The organism is Mycobacterium asiaticum (assembly GCF_001673315.1).
Taxonomy (GTDB): domain Bacteria; phylum Actinomycetota; class Actinomycetes; order Mycobacteriales; family Mycobacteriaceae; genus Mycobacterium; species Mycobacterium asiaticum_B.
Map to the genome: position 1 here is coordinate 45893 of NZ_LZLQ01000015.1, position 19967 is coordinate 65859.

A 19967-nucleotide genomic window follows, 5' to 3' on the forward strand; every position below is an offset into this window, starting at 1 on the left:
CGAGTTACTAAGCCGTCGCGACCTGCTTCTTGCCGAAGATGCGCTCCAGCGCAGCCGTGTCGCCGTATGCCTGTACCCGGACGGTCTGACCGTCGCGCACGGTGAACACGGTCGCAGCGTCCGTGGTTTCCCCGGCCACGGTGGTCTGGCCGAGCATGACCACTAAGTCGCCGTCGGCGAGGATGTGATCGTTAGTGACGGAAGTTTGCTTCTCACCCATCTTGGCCAGCAGCTCTGCTATTTCCTGCTTGCCGTGGTAGGTGCCGCTGATGGCGCTGTCGCCCGGCTGGATCCACTCGACTTTGTCATCGAACAGGCTCATCACTGTGTCGCCGTCACCAGCGTTGAAGGCTTCGTAACCCTTCTTGATGAGCTTGATGTTCTGTTCTTGCTCTGACATTTTCAGTTCCTTTCGTGATTACCTGATGTCTCGGCCGTGACGGGCACGCCCGGTCTAGCGCCCCGGCGGAATTGCGGTGGGGAGCGCCCCTGGACCATCGCCTTTCACTAGCCCCCCATCAGAGGTGCTCCATCATGCGAGACATCCGTCCACCCTCGAAATAGCTGGCCTCACGGCGCGTATAAATAGGCCGCGGCTCGGGCAGCCGGAGGTGGATATGGCCGATTGCTGTAATCAAGGCTGCGTCCGACCAGTGGCGACGAGTCGTTGCCGGCGATACCGATGCGGCTACTGCGGAGTTGAACAGGACTTCCTGTTCGCTGATGAGAACCGGTGTCGAGGCGTCTCGCGCGGAGTCGACGGTCGTCTGCTGCGTATCGAGGCAGTCGATCCGCATGCTCACCGCGGCCGAAGCTGGCTCGACATCGGGCGCCGGAGGATCGGGTAGTGAGTGCAATGTGGGTAGCAAGTGAAACATGGCGAATGCCTTTCGATGATTGCGGGCTACTACCCGAGTGACAGCTATCGAACACCTGTAAGACAATCACCATGACGTGGGCAACTCGTCATCTATATGGATGACATTTCTATCTGGATGAGATCCGACTATTCTTTGCTGGAGGCCTCCGCATGAGGGTTGACAGCGAGGAAGGTTTGCCGATGCGGGCACCAACCGGTGAATCGGAGCCCGGGCCATGGTCACGCTCGAGAAATATTCGCACCTAGTATCTGGCATCTACGCCGCGGCGGTGACTCCAGATCACTGGGAAGCGGCCTTAGGCGAGATTCGCCGCACGTTGGATGGAATAGCCGGCGGGCTGTTCACGGCCGATAGTACGGTCTGGTCCCTACTTGATTCGACCCTTCCCGCGGACGTCGCCAAGATCTACGCCGAGTACTACCACCGTTTAGACCACGTGCTCGCCGCCGTCGGGCGGGGACCGCCGGGTGCGGTGCGGACGGGGACGGAGTTGATGCCGCTTGTCTGGAAGACGGAATTCCACGAAAAGTGGTTGCGTCCCCTCGAAATCGATGACGGGTTGTTCGTCCGGCTAACGGGCGGGGCAAGACCTACGTGTTTCCTCGTGGGGGCACCGAGACGGACCGAGTCGTTCGACACAACTGACCGTGTCAGGTTGATGAGGGGCCTGCTTCCACACCTGCAACAGGCCCTGCGCACACAGAATAAGCTCGCCACCCTTGCCCACAGCACCGATGAGCTGGCGGGAGCACTGGAGGTTGTTCGGCACGGAGTGGTCATCGTCGTCGGAGGCGAACACCTGATTAAGAACCTGAATTCGGCTGCCGAACGAATTTTCCGCTCCGGAGATGGCCTCTGCGTGCGGTCAGGACGCATCGCCCCGACGAGCGCGCACACCGAACGAGAGCTGCATCGCGCCATCGACGATGCCCTAGGCGGCGGATGCTCCACCATTCGGGCGGGCAAGTCGCTCATCTCTGTTCGGCCCTCGGGTAGGCGGCCGTATGTCGTTCATGTGCTGCCCTCCCACCGCCGTAATGCTGACGCGCCACTCAGGCAGCCAATGGCCTTGATTCTCATCATCGATCCTGAGGACGAGCCTGAACCCGCCGCAGCGCTTTTGCGGCGGCTTTACCGCCTCACCGATGCCGAGGCCGACGTTGCCTTGCGCGTGACGCACGGCGCGGACATGAAGGAGATTTCAGAGGAGTTGTCGGTCTCATTGACGACGGTTCGCACCCATCTGCAACATGTCTTCGACAAGACGGACACCCACCGCCAAGTTGAGCTTGTCCGACTTCTACTCAAGTACGGCCCTAATTACACCGCGCCGTAATGAGGCGCCCACGTAATGGCCGCTGGCTCCGGGCTCGCCAGTCATGGCGTCGGCGCCAGTCAGCACGTCGTCCATCCACATCGTTCCTCAGCAGTGGCATTTAGCCACGTACTTCAATGGTTCGCGGCCAACCCCGCATCAACACCTCAAATAATCCCGAAATACTGTTGCGCCAAAGAGGACGACGACGAACCCGAATGACGCAGTGAGTTACCAACCAGCGGGCCTGATGTTGGGGTTCGCCGCCTCCGGCGGCCCCAACGACGGGAGCACCGAGATACCGTCCAAGCTGTGCACCGGCAGACCCTGCGACCAGGGGTAGTGCAGGCTGAACGCCACCAGGCCAGTGCATTCGGCGGCGGGCCGATGGCACATTGCCAATACGGTCTCGGCCAGATATTCCACCGGCTCGGTCGGGAACGACTCCGGAATGAGTTGCGCCGCACCGGCAGTGTGGACAGCTGTCGACGGAGCGACGCAATTGGCGGCGATGTTCGCATCAAGCAGTTCGGCGGCCACACCCTGAGTGAGACGGTGCAGCGCGGCTTTACACGACGCGTAGATGACGTCACCGGCGGTCTTGTTGTAATCACGGTAGGGCCGCACCGGAGGCACCCCGGTGACCGATCCGATGTTGACGATCCAGCCCGCCCCCTGGCTGCGCATCTGGGGTACAACGGCTTTGGTCAGCATGAACGGGACGCGCAGATAGTGTTCAACGGTCCTGTCGAACGTCTCCAACGACATGTCCTCGACCAACGCGTAATCGGCGAATCCCGCGTTGTTGACCAGGATGTCGATGCGGCCGGCGCGGTCGAGTACTCGGTCGATGAGACTGTCGCGCTGAGCCTGATCCTCTAGGTCCGCCGCCACCCCGATCGCCCGGCCACCCGCCGCTTCGATCAACGCGATCGTCTCGTCTATCGTGCCGGGCAGGATAGCTCCCACACCCGCCCGCACCGAGGACGACGGCTCAAACGACCGCGCTGTCACCACCACCGTGGCTCCTTCGGCGGCGAGTCGCTGCGCGATGGCCCGGCCGATGCCCCGGCTGCTACCGGTCACCAAAGCCGTTCTGCCGAACAGCAACCCCGTCATCGGAGTTCGAAATGCGCTTCGATCGGGGCACGGTGTTCATGCCAGAGGTCGACCAGGCGGTACGGAGTGGCCACCACTACCCGACCCGATTTGGAGCGGTAGTACGTGTGTGCGTTGGGGGTGTGACACCACACCGTGCCGGCCATCGCTTGGTCGATTCCGGCGACGTACTCGTCATAGGCCGCTCTAGTCACTTCCATGGACGTGGCACCGCGCAGCGCCATGAGCTGCAAACACTCAATGACGTAGTGGGCCATCACTTCCATCGAGAAGTTGGCTCCGGCACCGTGCCCGGGACTGTAGTTGGGTGCCGAATTGATGAACAGATTCGGGAATCCCGGGACGGTACCGCCGCGGTAGGCCGCGGGACTGTCGCCCCACTCGGCGGCAAGGGCAATGCCGCCGCGGCCGCGGATGTCAATGGTGGACAGGAAGTCGAGGTGATAACCCGTCGCGTAGATGATGACATCGAGGTCGATCTGCCTACCGTCCTGAGTGACAATGCCTTTCGCATTGACCTCGCGCGGCTCACTGGCCTCCACGTGCACATGGTCGCGAGTCAACGCCGCATAGTAACCGCCCGGGTCGCGGATGATCCGCTTACCGTAGGGCGCAAAATCGGGCGTAACCTTCCTCGCCAATTCTGTTCCCGCCCCGAACGTTCGATCGATGTAGTCCCTACACATCTGCAACAGCACATCATTGGCGGGCGAGATCGACAGATGGGTTGCCGCCCATTCCGGGTCGCGCAGAATGACCGGATAGTTGTTGTCTGCCGTACCCCAGAATGACTTGAGCCGGTTCCAGTTCGCGTAGTACGGCAGGTGCCGGCCGAGGTATCGACGGTGGCCTGGAACGTCGTCGGTCAGCCGTTTGCGTGGCGCGACCCAGTGCGGTTGCCGCTGAAACACGGTCAGGTGTTCGACCTCGTCGACGCAGGCATCTACGATCTGCACCGCCGTGCAACCGGCCCCGATGACCGCGACCCGGCGGCCGGTCAGGTCCAAGGAAGGGTCCCACTGGGCTGAGTGAATGCTTGTGCCCGCGAAAGCTTCCCGCCCCGGCAGCTTCGGCCAGCGCGGCCGGTTGAGATAACCGGCAGCGGTGATGACCACGCGCGCGAAGCTGACCTCACGGTTGCCGGCTCGGTCCACCGCGTGGATCTGCCACTGCGCGCGATTGTCGTCCCACCACAGCGCTTCGACTTCGGTGCCGAACCGGGTGTGGGAACGAAGCCCGTGCTTGTCGGCCAGCTTGACCAGATAAGACTGGTACTCGGCACCCTGCGGGTAGTAACTCGTCCATTCCGGGTTCACTTCCCGTGACAGCGAGTAGTACGCCGACGGGGTGTCCACGCCGATGCCAGGATAGGTCGTCGTCAGCCAGGTGCCGCCAACGTCGTCGTTTCGCTCGTAGATCCGGTAGGCAACCCCGGCGTCGGCGGCGGCCAGCGCGGTGATGATGCCGGCGAGGCCCGCCCCGATGATGGCTACCGTCGTCGTCTCCGGAATCGGCACCGAACGCGGCAATGTCGGCTGAGAGAGTTGGAAACCGCCCTGTTCGAGCAATAGTGGAACGAACTCGTCGTCGATCTGCGACCCCAGTGCCAGCGGTAGCAGCCGCCGGAACAGTTCCGGGTCGTCCGAGCGGGCCGGCCGGTCCCCGTCCAGCGCCGCGACCACCGCATCGACCAGGGCCTCGGCCGTGGCCGGATCGGTCACGCCGGCACGTTCCGGCGGATCCGGAACGTGGAAGATCTTCGGCCCAAAGCGGTCCACCACCGACGGATCACCGGTGAGCTGCGCCAACACGGCAACCAGAACACCCGGGTCCGCAAGACGCAGGTTCTCCCGCAGGTCCTCGGGATCGGGCGTGGCCATGCCATCAGTATCGAAGGTGTCGGACACCCAAGCGACAGTCCTTTCCTCTCAGCGGGACACGCACGTATGCGAGAGGCCTATGTTCGAATGATGCAAGCCGCACGCAGTCAGTCGCTCGGGGACATTCCCCGCCGCTCCGCCCACCGGCAACCGGACAAGACGGCGATCATCGACGGTGACGTGGTCCTGACCTTCGCCCAGTTCGAGCACCTGGTGGACCGAGCCGCGGCCGCGTTGCACGACAACGGATTTGCGGCCGGCGACCGCATTGCGCTGTTGGCGCGCAATTGCTGGCAGTACGTGGTGCTGGCGTTCGCCACAGCGCGGGCCGGGGTGGTGCTGGTTCCCGTCAACTTCATGCTGACCGCCGAGGAGATCGGCTTCATCCTCGGTCACAGCAGGGCAACCGGATTCATCATCCAGGAAGAGTTCCTTGCGACTGCCGAGCAAGCAATGCGGTCGGCCGGTGCAATCACGACCAAAGCAACGCTGGCCGATTTCGCCGAGTGGTTGAACACCGAAACGGTCGCACCCCAACGGCATATCGACGACGATCAGGTCATCCGGCTGATGTACACCAGCGGTACCGAGTCTCGTCCCAAAGGCGTGATGCACAGCAGTCGCAGCCTGATGTGGAACTACATCAGCACAATCATCGCCGGCGACAAGTCCGCCGAGGACGTTGAGATCCACTCCCTGCCGCTTTACCACTGCGCTCAGCTGGACAACTTCCTCATCCCCGACATCTACCTCGGCGCCACCAGCATCATCCTGCCGCGTCCGGACCCGGCGGACGTACTGCGCACCATAGAGCGGTACGCGGTCACCAGTTACTTTGCGCCACCTACTGTTTGGATCAGCCTGCTGCGCTCTCCGCTGTTCGACGAGGTTGACCTGTCCAGTCTGCGCAAAGGCTATTACGGCGCCTCGGCGATGCCGACCGAGATCCTGGGCGAGATGCGTCGCCGGCTACCGGACTTGAAGCTATGGAATTTCTACGGCCAAACCGAGATGGCGCCGCTGGCTGCTGCGCTCGGCCCCGACGAGCAGGACGCCCACGCCGGCGCCGCCGGACGGCCCGTCATCAACGTGGAGAGCACCATCCTCGACGACGATGACGCCCCCGTCGCCCCGGGAACCGTCGGGGAAATCGCACATCGCAGCCCGCACTTGATGCTCGGTTACCTCGACGACGAGGACAAGACCGCGCAGGCATTCCGCAATGGTTGGTTCCACTCCGGCGATCTCGGCTACTACGACGAGCATGGTCTGCTGCACGTCGTGGACCGAAAGAAGGACATGATCAAAACCGGCGGTGAGAACGTAGCCAGCCGGGAGGTCGAGGAGGTGCTGTACCGACACCGTGGCGTGCAAGAAGTCGCGGTGTTCGGCCTGCCGGACCCAGTCTGGGTGGAAGCCGTGGTGGCCGCGGTAGTGCTGCGCGATGGCGCCACTCTTGACGAAGACGACGTCATCGCGCACTGTCGGGCGCATCTGGCCGGGTTCAAGACGCCTAAGCAGGTGTTTCTCGTCGAATCGCTGCCCAAAAACCCGAGCGGCAAGCTGCTCAAGCGGGCACTGCGGGAGCGGTTTACCCGCGCGTCGACGGCTCCGTAAACCCGGGTCCCTACAGTTGCCAGCATGAGTACCGCTTTGGACATCAGCACCGACGGACCCATCCGAACCTGGACGATCAGCCTCCCGAAGGTGGGCAACGCGATTACCGGCAAGGACGTGATCGCCGACTTCGAGGCGGCCGTCGATGACGCCAACGCCGACACCGAAGTGCGCGCGGTGATCCTCACCGGCGAGGGCAAGATCTTCTCGGCAGGCGGCAACGTCAAGGAAATGGCCGACCAGGCGGGCATGTTCGCATTGAGCGCTCTCGACCAGCGACACGCCTACATTGACGGAATTCAGCGGATTCCGCGGGCGTTGTCGCGGCTCGAAGTTCCGCTGATCGGCGCCATCAACGGCGCCGCCATCGGTGCGGGCTGCGACCTGGCGCTGATGTGCGACATCCGAATCGCTTCCGAGCGGGCGTCTTTCGCGGAGAGCTTCGTGCAGCTCGGCCTCATCCCCGGCGACGGCGGCAGCTGGTTCCTGCAGCGCGTGATCGGTTACCAACGCGCCGCCGAGATGACGTTCACCGGCGACCGCATCGACGCCGCCACCGCGTTGGAGTGGGGCCTGGTCAGCAGCGTCGTCGCACCCGACGACCTGTTGCCGCAGGCGAGGGAGCTGGCCGAACGCATCGCCAAGAACCCACCGCACGCGCTGCGGATGGCCAAGCGACTGCTTCAGGAGTCTCGCACCGGGTCCCTCGAGTCGACGCTGGGCATGGCCGCCGCGATGCAGCCGCTCGCACACCGCGACCCCGAGCACGAACAACGCATCGCCAAGTGGCGGTCGCCCCAGTGAACCGGCTGGTGCCGTCCGCCGGAACCGACGAAGAGGCGACCGCCGAACTGCGTGCCGACGTTCGTGCGTTCATCGCCGAGCAGCTGGCGGCCGACGCGTTCAATCCTGCCGTCGACGCGTGGTTGTCGCGGTGGGACGAGGAATTCACCGCAGCCCTCGCCGCGCGGGGTTGGCTGGGCATGACGGTGCCAGTCGAGTACGGCGGGCACGGACGCTCGTTTCAGGAGCGGTTCGTGGTCACCGAGGAGTTGCTGGCCGCCGGCGCTCCGGTCGCTGCACACTGGATCGCCGACCGCCAGATCGTGCCGTCGCTGCTGAAGTACGGCACCGAGACGCAGAAGCAGCGCTTTCTGCCGCGGATCGTGCGCGGCGAGTGTTTCTTCGGCATCGGAATGAGCGAGCCGGACAGCGGTTCCGACCTGGCCAGCGTGCGTACCCGGGCCGAGCGCGTCGACGGCGGCTGGTCGCTGTCCGGGACCAAAGTCTGGACCTCGGGGGCCCATCTCGCGGAAGCCTTCATCGTGTTGGCCCGGACGGCGCCGGTGGACCCGCAGCATCGGCATGCCGGACTCAGCCAGTTCATCGTCGATCTGCGCGAGCCCGGCATCCAGATCCGTCCCATCATTTCCATGAACGGCGCGCACCACTTCAACGAGGTCATCCTCGACGGCGTCATGGTGCCCGACGACATGGTGTTCGGCGAGATCGGCAACGGCTGGCAGCAGGTTACGTCGGAACTCAGCTTCGAACGCAGCGGACCGGAACGTTTCCTGTCCACCTTTGTGCTGCTGGCTGCCTGCGCCGACCGGATGGCGGCCAACTCGATCCCCCGCGATGCTGATCTGGGCCGGCTGGTGGCCCGGATTGCCGGCCTGCATCGCATGTCCACCGCGGTGGCCGGTGCGCTCGGACGGCATGAGCCGGCCGACCTGTCCGCGGCAGTAGTCAAGGTGCTCGGCACCACTACTGAGGGGGATATCGCCGAATTCGCCGACCTGCAGGACCCGCCCGATTCGGTGTTCGCGGAGCTGGCACGGGCTGCCGTGGATCAACGGCCGGGCTTTACCCTGCGCGGCGGCACCAACGAGGTGCTGCACGGAGTGATCGCGCGCGGATTGGGTCTGCGGTGAACGTCGACCCGGCCCTCGTTGACATGATGGGTGCAGTTTTCGATGAATACCGTGAGCAGCATCCGCCCGGGGCGGGGGTCTCGCGCGATCCGGCGTTTTGGCAACGCCTCGACGAACTCGGCCTGGTGCGGCTGACCGGTGCCGAACAGCACGGTGGAAGCGGCGCCAGCTGGTATGAAGCGGCCGAACTGCTGGCCGCGGCCGCTGGGCACGGTGTTCGAATTCCGTTGGCCGAGCACGATTTACTGTCATGCTGGCTGTTGGAGTCGGTGGGATTGCCGTCAGACGGCGCGGTTCGGACGGTGGCCATGCTCGACAAGCAGGGCAGGGCAGCGGCGGTGCCGTGGGCCGCGTCTGCCGACCGGGTGGTGGTCGTATGGCGGCCTGCTGGTGGCTACCAGATCGCCGACCTCGCGATCGAGCAGCTGGTCACCACCCCCGGCGTGAACCTGATCGGTGAACCCCGTGACACGGTGGTCGCCGACCTTGCCGGCCTGAGCGGGGTAGCGGTGACCTTGGCCCTGGTCACCGAGTTGCGGCTGAAGGCGGCACTGGTCCGGTCCATTCAGATCTGCGCCGCGCTCGACCAGATCCTGCGACTGTGTGTGGAGCACGCGACCGCGCGGGTCCAATTCGGGCGGCCGCTGTCGAAATTTCAGGCGGTGCAACACATGATCTCCGATATAGCGTCCGAGGCCGCACTCGCCCGGGCCGCGACGGAGGCCGCGCTCACCGCAGCCGTCAGCAGCGGATGGTCGGCGTTCAACCTGAATTTTCTGGTGGCCGCGGCGCGTTCGTGCGCGGGCCACGCCAGTTCGGTGGTGGTGCGCAATGCCCACCAGGTGCACGGCGCGATCGGCACCACTCGCGAGCACCGATTGCACGAGTTCACCCGGGCAGCGCTGGCCTGGCGTTCGGAGTTCGGTTCGATGCGCTACTGGGACGAGCAGGTCACCGACGCGGCGCTGCACGCCAGCGCCGGCGGCCTCTGGGACCTGATCACCGGGTAGAGATGGTGTTCCACTGACCGGGCCGCTCGGGTGCCATCGATGCCGGACCGGGGTTGACTCACTGCATGAGTGACGACATCGCGCTGCCGGAATTGCAAGAGTTCATCGCCGGCTTCTGGTACCACTACGACGAAGCACGCTACGAGGAACTGGCCTCACGCTATGCCGATGATATTCGTTATGTGAGCAGAAGCGACAGTGGCGCAAGTCCTTTCGAGGAGTTGATGTCGCCCGAGCTGCGCGGCCGCGAGGCGGTGATGCAGTGGCTGACCGAGCACCGCGAGCAAAGCCCTTACCCGTTGCGCCACCACACCACCAACCTGCACCGCATCGGCTCCGAAGGGGACGTCACCCGGGCCCGGTTCTACCTGTTGGTCAACCAGATCGCGAACTACGTTCCGTTCGCGGTGTCCAGCGGCGTCGCGGAAGTCAGTGTGCGCCGCGGTGCGCGCGGTTTAGAGTTCACCGAGATGGACGTCATCCTCGATACCACCAACTCGGTGCTGCTGTCCGAACGGCACGCCAGCGCGGGGTCGTGAACGCCCGCGAAACGTTCTCCGGCGGCGTCGCCGTCATTACCGGCGCGGGCGCCGGAATCGGTGCCGGACTTGCTCGGTACGCGAATACCTTGGGCATGACAGTGGTGCTGTCCGACGTCGACGCCGATGCCATCACCGAACTGCGCGACGAACTGGCCAACGCCGTTGCAGTTGTCTGCGACGTGCGCGACCCAGATGCCGTACAGGAGTTGGCTGATCGCACCTTCCGCGACGTCGGCCCAGTGCGGTTGCTGGTGAACAACGCCGGCGTCGAACAATTCGGTTATCTGTGGGACACCCCGGTGGCCAACTGGCAGCGTGTGGTCGACATCAACATCAGCGGCGTATTCCACGGTGTCCGCGCGTTTCTGCCGAAAATGATGGCGAGCGACGAGCAGGCGTGGGTGTGGAACCTGGCGTCGGTCGGCGCAGTGACGGCGATCCCGCTGCAGACGCCCTACATCATGAGCAAGCACGCCGTACTCGCGATGACCGAGTGCCTGCGCCTTGACGTCGAGGCCGCGGGGCACGGTCACCACATCCGCGTGCAGGCGGTGCTGCCCGGTGCGGTGGTGTCGAACATCTTCGAATCGGCGGGCGGGGTCGACGGATCAGGCGACTTCGACGCTGCCGAGGCGCAACGGGCCGCCATGCTCGACATCAAGGCCGCGGCCATAGACCCACTGTCCGCCGCTGAGACGCTGTTCGATCAGGCAGCAGATGGCCGCTTCTATCTGGTCACCCAGGAGTCGGTGCTGTCCGCCATGCAGCGGCGTGCGGAAGTCCTTGCCAGGCAACGTCCTCCGTCGCTGAAATGACGCTAGACCCAGATGCCGCCGCGCGGATCGCCGCGTTCGGTCAGGTCCCACCGATGCGGGTGAGGGGCCTTGAGGCGGTGCGAGCTGCGATCGAGTCTGCTCCCCTGCCCGACGACATGCCGGAAATGGCCGCCGTCACCGATTCGGTGCTCCCCGAGCACCTCGCAGTTCGGATCTACCGGCCCACCAATGCATCTGGACAGCCGGTGCTGGTGTACTTCCACGGCGGCGGCCTGGTAATGGGTAGCAACCACTCGTTTGAGCCGTTGGCCCGGGCGCTGGCGTCGGCGTCGGGTGCGACCGTCGTTGCCGTCGACTACCGACTGGCCCCCGAGTCGCCGCCGCCCGCCCAGTTCGAGGATGCCTACGCCGCGACTCAGTGGGTCTCGTCGCATGCCGGTGACCTGGGTGTCGACGCGGCCCGATTGGCGGTGGTCGGCGACAGCGCGGGTGGGTCGCTGGCGGCCGGGGTGGCGTTGGCGGCGCGCGACCGGGACGGCCCGTCGATATGCGCCCAGGTGTTGCTGTACCCGGGATTGGATCGCGACATGACCGCGCCGTCAATCACTTTGCTCGCCGATGCGCCGATCCTCAGCCGTGACGACATCGAATACCTCAACGGCCTCGCTGACGTCGGCTCGGACCCCTACCTCGTTCCCGCGTATGCGACAGACTTGTCCGGCCTGCCGCCGGCCATCGTGGTGACCGCGGGCTGCGACCCGATCCGGGACTGGGGCGAAAGGTATGCCTCGCGGCTTCGGGACGCCGGCGTGCAGACCACGTGCACGCGCTATCCAGGCATGTACCACGGATTTCTGATGCGTTCTGAAGCGACGGCACGCGGCCGACTGGCCGTCGCCGAGATCGGCGGGTTGCTGCGCGCCAGGTTTGACCATCCCCTCTGCTCGTAACGTCCCGTTCACTGGACAATCCGCGTCCGCGACGCGTCGATACTGCGCAGAATCACAGGAGATTCGCGCCGGCAGAAGGAGACAACTCATGCTCACCCAGGAGCGGCGGATGGAGCTGTCCGATGTGTTGCGGCCGGCCGCACCGCCGCGCGAGGTCGACAATGTCTACACCGACGATCAGCGTGAGCGGTTGCTCGATGTGGTGCGCACCGAGGGCCCGTGGCGGTTGATCATCTCGCAGCACTTCGCCTCGGCCGACGAGCTGATCGCGACCATGAGCGGATTGTTTCCGGAGGGATACACGCCGTCGCTGGATCTGTTTCTGACGCCGACGTTTCGGGGGTACCTGGCCAACTACGGAGCGGTGCTTCACCCGCAACTGCACGACTGTTTCTACAACGCGCGGTTCCTCGAGATGGCCAAGAGCTACTGGCGCGCCCAATACGCCAAGCCGCAACTGATGCTGTTCAACATCAACGGGCCGTGCGCCAATCGCGACCCGGGGCACCTGGACTCACCGAGTTTCCGTGGGGTGCGGCACGAGAATGCTCCTACGTGGCTCACCAGCGTGATGGGGAAATCAGGTCTGTTCACCGACTACCTCATCAAGACCGCTCAGGTCATCACCTGGTTCTCGCACGACGGCGGAAGCGGGTTCACCTATTGGCCGGACGGTCCGCTGCAGGCACCGAAGCGGGTGCTGCCGCCGATCTACAACCGCGGCGTGGTGGTGCAGAACGAAATGATGGTGCACCGCGGCGAGGCGAATGGGCCGGTGGAACAACAGATTCCAGCCGGATTGGCGTTCGACACGGTATTCGACGGGGATCCCTCCGATCGTGACCAGTGGCTGCTCAAGAACGGCGACGACGTGATCGCCCGCCACCGCACCGACGAACTGCGGTTCCTGGTGCACTGGTCCGCCGAAGTGTTCGCCGACTTCGACGAGTTGAAGAAGAACATGGAAGGCTCCGACGATCTGACGGTGGAGAAGGCGATCGACATCTTGGTCGACGACGCCAACGCGCGCGGTATCAAGCTGGACATACCCAGCGACCCGTTGCACGACGCACAGTTCATCGGTGCGCTCAACGCGGCATTCGATCTCGGTGGGCCGTCGATATACCCCGACGAGGCGCCGATCAGTGCCTTCCAGTTGTAGCGTCCCCGCTCGCGCGGCCCTACCGGATCACCACGCCCGACGGTTCCCGCGGGGTACCCAGGTGGTGGTGCGACGGTGGGCGGCGGCCGCCCTCGTCGGTGATGCCGTATCGCTTTGCCAGCTCCGCGCCAATGAAAGTCCGCCCGTTCAGCTCGGCCAGGTCAGCGTCGCGGTACACCTTGTCGATCAAATAGCCGGTGAATTGCGGTGTTTCGGCGTGCTCGGCGGTCTTGGCCAGCGCCTCCTCATTGCCGGCGAAAGCCGCACGCAACCGTTCGGTGAGCAGAATACCCATCCAGATCGACACCGTCGCAACGCCTGTGCCGCGCAGATCCACCCCCATGTCAGCGGCCATCTTGTCTACTCCGGCTTTCTGCGCGCCGTAGGCCGGTCCGTGCATGTAGCACACCGATCCCGGTGACGAGGTGAACGCGATCAAGCCACGACCCCGCTGGACCAGTAGTGGCGCGGCATGCCAGGAGGCCACATAGGACGAGCGCAGACCGACATTCAACACCTCGGCCAAGTCGAGTGGCTTCTGCCAGAACGGCTTCGGGTTGACCAGTTCGTCAGAGATCACGGCGGCGTTGTTCACCAGCAAGTCCAGCCCACCTTCGGAACGCACGCGCTGGAAGAACGCAGCGACCGCGTCGTCGTCGCTGTGGTCGAGCCGGACCGCAATCCCGCCCGGCGGGGCGTCGGCGATGGTCCGTCCGGTCGCGTAGACACGCCAGCCCCGCGCGCTCAGCGCCGCAGCTATACCCCGGCCCGCACCGCGGCTGGCACCGGTGACCACCGCTACCGGCGCCGGGTCACTGCTTGTCGACAATTGCCAATTCCCCAGTTGCGACAGCGGTTTCGATCGATGCCCGGAGCGCCGAGCACGCCAGGAACGGCTGGCGGTGGTGCCCGGCAATACGGTCGGCGTCCTGCCGTTCGGTGCACAGCGCGGACGCCTCGGCGTTCCACTGCACGCTCGTCTGATTCCAGCTGCTCTTGCGGGCCAGCACCGCGGCCCCGCAAGTCCGGCACGCCACCGGTGCCATCGGCATGTCGTCGAGGCGGTTATCGGCACGTGCCACCACAGTCATGACACCGAGCCCGCCTTCGCGGCCATGTTCGCCTCGATCTGTCTCATCCACGCCTCGTAGGGCCTGGTGGTGTCCAGCTCGAACTCGAAGCGGTCCACCATGTCTGGCTGCACGTCGGCCACGTCGACATAGAACTGCTGATACCAGCGTCGCAGTTGGTAGACCGGACCGTCCTCCTCGACCAGCAGCGGGTTGTCGATGCGCGCCTTGTGCCGCCAGATCTCGACGTCCTGCTCGAAACCCATCTTCACGTAATCGCCGAGGCTGATCGCGGTCTGCATGGCCGCCTCACCCGGTAGCGTCTCGGACTTCTTGACGATGATGCCGTATTGCAGCACAAACGAATTCGCGTCGATCGGATAGTGGCAGTTGATCAGGACGGTCTGCTGGTCACCGTCCTCGTAGTGGTAGGTGAGATCGTCGATCATGAAAGAGGGCCCGAAGTAGGACGCCACCGAGGTGGTGCCCAACATCTTCGAACCCTCACCGCCCATGTCCGGCCGACCCTCGCCGTTCATGTACTGCGTCGCCACCTGCCCTTCGAAAATGTTCTTGAAATAGGTGGGCAGCGAGCCATGAATGTAGAAGAAGTGCGCCATGTCCACGACGTTGTCGATGATCTCGCGGCAGTTGCTACCGACGACGGTGGTGTACCAGTGCCAGTCGGTCCACTCGTCGCTGCTCGCCCCTTCGATGCGCGGAATGCCGACTTCCGGCGGCGGCGGGTTGCGCTCGGGGTCATTCCACACGAACAGCATGCCGTCCTGCTCCATGGTCGTCCACGTCGCCGTACGAGCTAGCCGCGGCGCGCGCCGCGCGTAGGGCACCTGCTTGCACCGTCCGTCACCACCCCACCGCCAGTCGTGGAACGGGCAGGCGATCTCGTTGCCCTTGACCTGCCCCTGCGAGAGGTCACCACCCATGTGGCGGCAATAACTGTCCAGCACATTGACCTTGCCATCGCCGCTGCGGAAGACCACGAGTCGCTGGCCGAATGCGTTGACCGCGTGCGGTTTACCGTCGCTGAAATCTCGGACCAGGCCCAGGCAGTGCCAGCCGCGAGCGAACCGCGCAGGCGCGCCTTGGGCTTCGATGAGCCGAATCTCGTCGGCTTCGGGCTGCGACGTCATAACCCCCATTGAACGCCTCTCGGTCTGGCTTTGGGGCGGCGATGTTCCACTGATCAGGAAGACTCTTCCGCGGCCGCGTCCCACCGGCCTAGCGTGGCGCACTGTGACTGCACCCAGCGCGACGATCCCCGCGGGGCTTGCCGTTGCCGACACATGCGTGGACCTGCTGGTGGTCGGCTCCGGCACCGGGATGGCTGCGGCCCTGGCCGCCCACGAGCTGGGACTGTCGGTGTTGATCGTGGAGAAGTCGTCCTTAGTCGGCGGGTCGACCGCTCGCTCGGGCGGCGCCCTATGGTTGCCCGCCGGGCCCGTGCTGCAGGAAGCCGGGGCCGACGACTCGACAACGAAGGCCACCACCTATTTGGACGCGGTGGTCGCCGGGTCCGCACCCGCGCGGCGGTCGGCCGCCTTCATCGAACAGGTACCCGCCCTGGTCGAAATGTTGCGCCGCACTACACCGTTACGGCTGTTCTGGGCCCGCGATTACGCCGACTACCACCCAGAACAACCCGGCGGGAGCGCTTTGGGCCGCACCTGCGAGTGCCACCCCTTGGACACCGCCATCCTGGGTGCCTACCGCACCCGATTGCGCCCGGGCGTGCTCGAAACGGGATTCGCCATACCAACGACGGGTGCCGACTACCGGTGGATGAATCTCGTCACCCGCGTACCGCGCAAGGGCATACCGACCTTCGGCAAACGGATCGCCCAGGGCATGGGCGGGCGGCTGATCGGCCGGCGTTACGCGGCGGGCGGCCAAGGTCTGGCCGCCGGCTTGTTCGCCGGGGTGCTGCGGGCGGGCATCCCGGTATGGACCGACACCGCGTTGTCGCATCTGCTCGGTGATGGTGACCGGGTGACCGGCGCGGTGTTGAACCATGGTGGGCGCGAAGTGACCGTGTCTGCCCGGCGCGGCGTGGTGCTGGCCGCTGGCGGGTTCGACCACAGCATGGACATGCGGTGGAAGTTCCAGTCGGAGTCACTGGGCGCAAACTTGAGCCTCGGCGCCGACACCAACACGGGCGACGGGATCCGGGTGGCCCAGGAGATGGGTGCCGGCATCGCCCTGATGGACCAGGCTTGGTGGTTCCCGGCGATCGCGCCGCTGCCCGGCAAGGCACCTGCGGTGCTACTGGCCGAACGGTCGTTGCCCGGTTGTCTGATCGTGAATCAGCATGGGCGCCGATTCACCAATGAGGCATCGGATTACATGTCGTTCGGTCAGCGGCTGCTCGCCCTGGAACGCTCGGGCAATCCCGTCGACACCATGTGGATCGTCTTCGATCAGCAATACCGGAACAGTTATGTTTTTGGCGCCGAACTCTTTCCGCGGATGCGGGTGCCACAAGCCTGGTACGACGCGGGAATCGCCGCACGAGCCGACACGTTAGCCGAGTTGGCGGCGCGGATCAGCGTCCCGGGGCCCGAGTTCGCTGAGACGATGGGGCGTTTCAACGAAAATGCGGCTGCTGGAAAGGATCTGGAGTTCGCCCGGGGGGACAGCGCCTATGATCGCTACTACGGCGACCCGACTGTCCGGCCCAACCCCAACCTTCGCCCGCTGAGCAACGGCCCCTTCTATGCGGTCAAGCTGGTGCTCAGCGACCTAGGCACTTGCGGCGGGCTCATAGCGGACGACCGGGCGCGGGTGTTGCGCGAGGACGGCACCGCGATCGCCGGGCTTTACGCCATCGGGAATACCGCCGCTAACGCATTCGGCACCGCGTATCCAGGTGCGGGCGCCACGATCGCGCAGGGATTGGTCTACGGCTACATAGCGGCTCGCGACGCGGTGGGCTAGTCGGCCGCGCGTTTGGCTTGAACCTGCTTCTCCACCTCACGCCAATAGCCCGGCGCGGGACGCGGTTTGCCGAACCCGCCCTTGGCGGCGGTCTCGATGATCGCCCCGGCCTCGTCGATGTCCTTCATCAACTCCAGCGCGAATTCGCGTTCGGCAGCGTAGTACTTCGCCGCCCAGCGCAACGCCATCACCGAATACGCCCACGCGGGTTGCACCTCGGCGCCCTCGGCGTCTTCGACCGCCTTGCGATACCTGGCTTCGGCATAGGCGACGTGTTCGGCCAGCAGTTCTTTGAGCCGCGTGGGGTTACTGAGGTGGCCGAACGTAACCCGCAGCAACATGCTGTGCTTGAGTACGGGCGGGTCTAACGGCGCGTTGTTGGTCCAGTCAGTGATGGCGGCCATGCCGGCCGGGGTGATTTTGTAGAGGCGGCGGCTGCGGGTGCCTTCGTCGCGCTCGACGCGCGAGGTCACCAGGTCCAGGCTCTCCAACTTTTTCAGCTCGGTGTAGATCTGGCTGTAGGACGGGCTCCAGTAGTAGAGATCGACGCTCCAGTCGATCCATTTCTTCAGGTCGTAGCCCGAGATCTCTTCCTCGTAGGACATCATGCCCAGCAACGCCCAGCTGGTTGCGGCCAGCGACGACTTGACCTTGTCGCTGGGTTCGCTCACCCCGCCAGGTTAACAACCCGGACCGCCGAATCGCTCGGGCACGGACCGCTGACCGGGAAAATCTGCGCTGCTCTATCGTGACGGGCATGGTGGATTCGTTTGCGTCATTGACTGATTCGTTGCCCGTCTACGAGTCACTGGCCGCATCGGTGCGCCGCTTGATCGATGCGACGATCCGTACCGAGGTGGATCACGACGCGATCGCCGCCGCCACAGCCAAAATCGACAGTGTGACCGCCGAACTCAGTGCCGAACTCATGCCCGGCACATTCGGCGAACGTGAAGTCGACGACGGGCAGGGCATCGCATCCGGCAATGTCGTTATCGGCGTTCGCAATCCGTCGGCACCGCCCTTGGTCGTCCACCACGAGAGTGACGGATCGGTGTGGACGGAGTTCAATCTGGGTGCCGCGTTCGAGGGACCCGTTGGGCACGTGCACGGAGGGGTGTCGGCGTTGATCCTCGACCACGTGCTCGGCGCGACCGCGCACCGGCCGGGCAAGCCCGCCTACACCGGAACATTGACGTTGCGCTACCACAAACCCACCCCGTTGCGGCAGCCACTGCGCGCTGACGCCTGGGTGGACCGGATCGAAGGTGTCAAGACCTTTGCGGTAGGACAGATCAGCGGCGCCGGCGGCGTCATGGTGTCCGCCGAAGGCATATTCATCCACCCGCGTCGTTAGCGCACCCGGATTCGAGTGTGCTTCTTAGCATTTCGCTGTCTAGTGAGGGTGAAATTTCGGGCCGCCGGACCGCCCTGAACACACACGCAAATCCAGTGCGCACACCGTAAGCCTGGTCGTTGCGCAATGCGCGGCCCATCCGGTGCCGCGGGCGATCAGGCCCGCTGACCCAGGACCGCTCCAGCGGCCGCCGGCGCGCCCCTGGCGATCACCACCGGCATCGACGTCGACGCGTTGGTGCGCAGGATCGTGTGCACCACCTCGACCAGATCCTCCACCGGCATCAGCTTGCCCGGCATGCAACCGCGCGACACCCACAGCGGGTAGGCCTGCATGGCGAGTTCGCGATCCCACCCCTCGTTCATGCCGGTCTGGGCGTCACCCTCACCACCGGCGCACTCGCCGACGATGAGATTGGTGAAACCGATCTCGGGATGTTCGGCGCGCCAAGCCTCGACAAGCCGCTCCAGCGCCGCTTTGCTCACGCCGTACGCACCGAGCCCCGGCCATGGCGGACCGAACGTGCCCGCGTCGGAGGACAGATACACCACTTTGCCACCGGATGCCGACAGGTGCGGCACGGCCGCCGCTGTCGCCAGCGAAGCCCCAATGACATTGGTGTCAAACACTCTTCGCCATATATCGGCATCGGTATCGATCAACCGGACCAACGGGCTGATGGCCGGCGCGTAGACGACGTTGTCGATTCCGCCGAGCGCCTCGACCGCCGCGCTGATGCCGGCCTGCGCCGATGCCTGGTCGGTCACGTCGCATTCGATCGCGGCTGCGGCGGATCCCGCCTCGTGAGCCGCGGCTTCGATGCGGTCCCGCCGCCGGGCAAGCAGAGCGACCTCATCGCCACGTTGCGCCAAGCCGACACCAATACAGCGCCCCAACCCGCTCGAGGCTCCGATCACCACAGTTTTCGCCATATGGACCTCCGTAGCGAGCATGTCATACCGCCCGGACCCGATGAGAACGGGGTTACCGGTTTGGCAGCATGGCGTTGCCGAAACGTCGCGTGGTCGCGGTCACGTTTTGGCACCCCTTCCGGCAGGGTAAAACTGCTGCTCACGCAAGGAGTAGAAGTGACCAATCCCGAGATCGACCCAGTTGACCACCATCGGACCACCCGGCAGCACGCCGGCGAAACGATGAAGAACGGCACGAATGCGCCGGGCATTGTCGCGATCGCAATCGCTGTAGCCGTCATGGTCATCGGGTTGGCGGCATTGGCCAATGGCAGCGTGCTGGCCGGAACCGGGTGCCTGGTGTCCGGCGTGTTGATCGGTGCCGCCGGGCTGACCTGGTTGCGGCGGGCTCACCGCCAGGTTCGCGCGGCGGAACTGCACTGGCACAGCGCACATTCCGACGCGCCTGCCCCGCCGCCCAGCAGCTGAAC

At 64.9% G+C, this 19967-nt stretch carries 21 protein-coding genes; 12 read left to right on the forward strand and 9 right to left on the reverse strand.

The features are described from left to right. Nucleotides 1-7: 7 nt before the first annotated feature. On the reverse strand, nucleotides 8-400 hold the full coding sequence (locus A5636_RS01560; RefSeq protein WP_065156943.1) for a nuclear transport factor 2 family protein: 393 nt from the start codon (nucleotides 398-400) through the stop codon (nucleotides 8-10). Between the two features lie 118 nt (nucleotides 401-518). Further along, nucleotides 519-803 (reverse strand): hypothetical protein, encoded by a 285-nt coding sequence (locus tag A5636_RS01565; RefSeq protein ID WP_065156944.1) that lies wholly within the window; start codon nucleotides 801-803, stop codon nucleotides 519-521. A 292-nt stretch (nucleotides 804-1095) separates the two neighbouring features. On the opposite strand from A5636_RS01565, the gene A5636_RS01570 reads away from it, so the two are divergent. Then, on the forward strand, nucleotides 1096-2217 hold the full coding sequence (locus A5636_RS01570; RefSeq protein WP_065156945.1) for a helix-turn-helix transcriptional regulator: 1122 nt from the start codon (nucleotides 1096-1098) through the stop codon (nucleotides 2215-2217). A gap of 210 nt (nucleotides 2218-2427) precedes the next feature. Here A5636_RS01570 and A5636_RS01575 read toward each other — a convergent pair whose 3' ends face one another. Both A5636_RS01575 and A5636_RS01580 read right to left on the reverse strand, forming a co-directional pair. Further along, the gene (locus tag A5636_RS01575; RefSeq protein ID WP_065156946.1) at nucleotides 2428-3315 is read right to left on the reverse strand and encodes an SDR family NAD(P)-dependent oxidoreductase; all 888 of its coding nucleotides are present in this window, start codon (nucleotides 3313-3315) and stop codon (nucleotides 2428-2430) included. Next, nucleotides 3312-5195, reverse strand: coding sequence for a flavin-containing monooxygenase (locus A5636_RS01580; RefSeq protein WP_065156947.1), 1884 nt, complete (start codon nucleotides 5193-5195; stop codon nucleotides 3312-3314). Before A5636_RS01580 ends, A5636_RS01575 begins: the two co-directional genes overlap by 4 nt. 87 nt (nucleotides 5196-5282) lie before the next feature. Here A5636_RS01580 and A5636_RS01585 point away from each other — a divergent pair, with 87 nt between their 5' ends. The 8 genes from A5636_RS01585 to A5636_RS01620 all read left to right on the forward strand — a co-directional run bounded on the left by A5636_RS01585 (nucleotide 5283) and on the right by A5636_RS01620 (nucleotide 13186). Continuing rightward, a complete protein-coding gene (locus A5636_RS01585; RefSeq protein ID WP_155763493.1) occupies nucleotides 5283-6812 on the forward strand; it encodes an acyl-CoA synthetase in 1530 nt (509 codons plus the stop codon). A 24-nt stretch (nucleotides 6813-6836) separates the two neighbouring features. After that, on the forward strand, nucleotides 6837-7616 hold the full coding sequence (locus A5636_RS01590) for a crotonase/enoyl-CoA hydratase family protein (RefSeq protein WP_065156949.1): 780 nt from the start codon (nucleotides 6837-6839) through the stop codon (nucleotides 7614-7616). Then, complete coding sequence (locus A5636_RS01595) at nucleotides 7598-8746, forward strand: acyl-CoA dehydrogenase family protein (RefSeq protein WP_437339785.1); 1149 nt, start codon at nucleotides 7598-7600, stop codon at nucleotides 8744-8746. The genes A5636_RS01590 and A5636_RS01595 overlap by 19 nt, the downstream gene beginning before the upstream one ends. A gap of 23 nt (nucleotides 8747-8769) precedes the next feature. After that, nucleotides 8770-9756 (forward strand): acyl-CoA dehydrogenase family protein, encoded by a 987-nt coding sequence (locus A5636_RS01600; protein WP_065157159.1) that lies wholly within the window; start codon nucleotides 8770-8772, stop codon nucleotides 9754-9756. Between the two features lie 65 nt (nucleotides 9757-9821). Then, nucleotides 9822-10295, forward strand: coding sequence for a nuclear transport factor 2 family protein (locus A5636_RS01605; RefSeq protein WP_065156950.1), 474 nt, complete (start codon nucleotides 9822-9824; stop codon nucleotides 10293-10295). Continuing rightward, nucleotides 10292-11113 carry an SDR family NAD(P)-dependent oxidoreductase gene (locus tag A5636_RS01610; RefSeq protein ID WP_065156951.1) on the forward strand — a complete coding sequence of 274 codons (822 nt, stop codon included), beginning with the start codon at nucleotides 10292-10294 and terminating at the stop codon, nucleotides 11111-11113. The genes A5636_RS01605 and A5636_RS01610 overlap by 4 nt, the downstream gene beginning before the upstream one ends. Beyond that, nucleotides 11110-12024 (forward strand): alpha/beta hydrolase, encoded by a 915-nt coding sequence (locus A5636_RS01615; RefSeq protein ID WP_065156952.1) that lies wholly within the window; start codon nucleotides 11110-11112, stop codon nucleotides 12022-12024. Before A5636_RS01610 ends, A5636_RS01615 begins: the two co-directional genes overlap by 4 nt. Nucleotides 12025-12112: 88 nt before the next feature. Beyond that, nucleotides 12113-13186, forward strand: coding sequence for a hypothetical protein (locus A5636_RS01620; protein ID WP_065156953.1), 1074 nt, complete (start codon nucleotides 12113-12115; stop codon nucleotides 13184-13186). 19 nt (nucleotides 13187-13205) lie between these two features. Here A5636_RS01620 and A5636_RS01625 read toward each other — a convergent pair whose 3' ends face one another. From A5636_RS01625 to A5636_RS01635, 3 genes are read right to left on the reverse strand one after another with little or no spacing between them, the layout of a single operon-like run. After that, a complete protein-coding gene (locus tag A5636_RS01625) occupies nucleotides 13206-14015 on the reverse strand; it encodes an SDR family NAD(P)-dependent oxidoreductase (RefSeq protein ID WP_065156954.1) in 810 nt (269 codons plus the stop codon). Further along, entirely contained in the window at nucleotides 13999-14277 is a 279-nt protein-coding gene (locus A5636_RS01630) for a ferredoxin (protein ID WP_065156955.1), read from the reverse strand. Before A5636_RS01630 ends, A5636_RS01625 begins: the two co-directional genes overlap by 17 nt. Then, nucleotides 14274-15407: a Rieske 2Fe-2S domain-containing protein gene (locus A5636_RS01635; protein ID WP_065156956.1), complete on the reverse strand. Its 1134-nt coding sequence runs from the start codon at nucleotides 15405-15407 to the stop codon at nucleotides 14274-14276. The genes A5636_RS01630 and A5636_RS01635 overlap by 4 nt, the downstream gene beginning before the upstream one ends. A 103-nt stretch (nucleotides 15408-15510) precedes the next feature. Between A5636_RS01635 and A5636_RS01640 the strand changes: the two genes are divergently transcribed. After that, on the forward strand, nucleotides 15511-17208 hold the full coding sequence (locus tag A5636_RS01640; RefSeq protein ID WP_065156957.1) for a 3-ketosteroid-delta-1-dehydrogenase: 1698 nt from the start codon (nucleotides 15511-15513) through the stop codon (nucleotides 17206-17208). Here the strand turns inward: A5636_RS01640 and A5636_RS01645 are convergent. After that, on the reverse strand, nucleotides 17205-17816 hold the full coding sequence (locus tag A5636_RS01645) for a PadR family transcriptional regulator (RefSeq protein WP_081287556.1): 612 nt from the start codon (nucleotides 17814-17816) through the stop codon (nucleotides 17205-17207). The two genes, A5636_RS01640 and A5636_RS01645, sit on opposite strands and share 4 nt — an antisense overlap. 149 nt (nucleotides 17817-17965) lie before the next feature. Between A5636_RS01645 and A5636_RS01650 the strand changes: the two genes are divergently transcribed. Beyond that, nucleotides 17966-18565: a PaaI family thioesterase gene (locus A5636_RS01650; RefSeq protein WP_065156959.1), complete on the forward strand. Its 600-nt coding sequence runs from the start codon at nucleotides 17966-17968 to the stop codon at nucleotides 18563-18565. Nucleotides 18566-18720: 155 nt separating this feature from the next. Here A5636_RS01650 and A5636_RS01655 read toward each other — a convergent pair whose 3' ends face one another. Next, entirely contained in the window at nucleotides 18721-19485 is a 765-nt protein-coding gene (locus A5636_RS01655) for an SDR family oxidoreductase (protein WP_172827138.1), read from the reverse strand. Nucleotides 19486-19653: 168 nt separating this feature from the next. On the opposite strand from A5636_RS01655, the gene A5636_RS01660 reads away from it, so the two are divergent. Further along, on the forward strand, nucleotides 19654-19965 hold the full coding sequence (locus A5636_RS01660) for a hypothetical protein (RefSeq protein WP_065156961.1): 312 nt from the start codon (nucleotides 19654-19656) through the stop codon (nucleotides 19963-19965). Nucleotides 19966-19967: the final 2 nt, after the last annotated feature.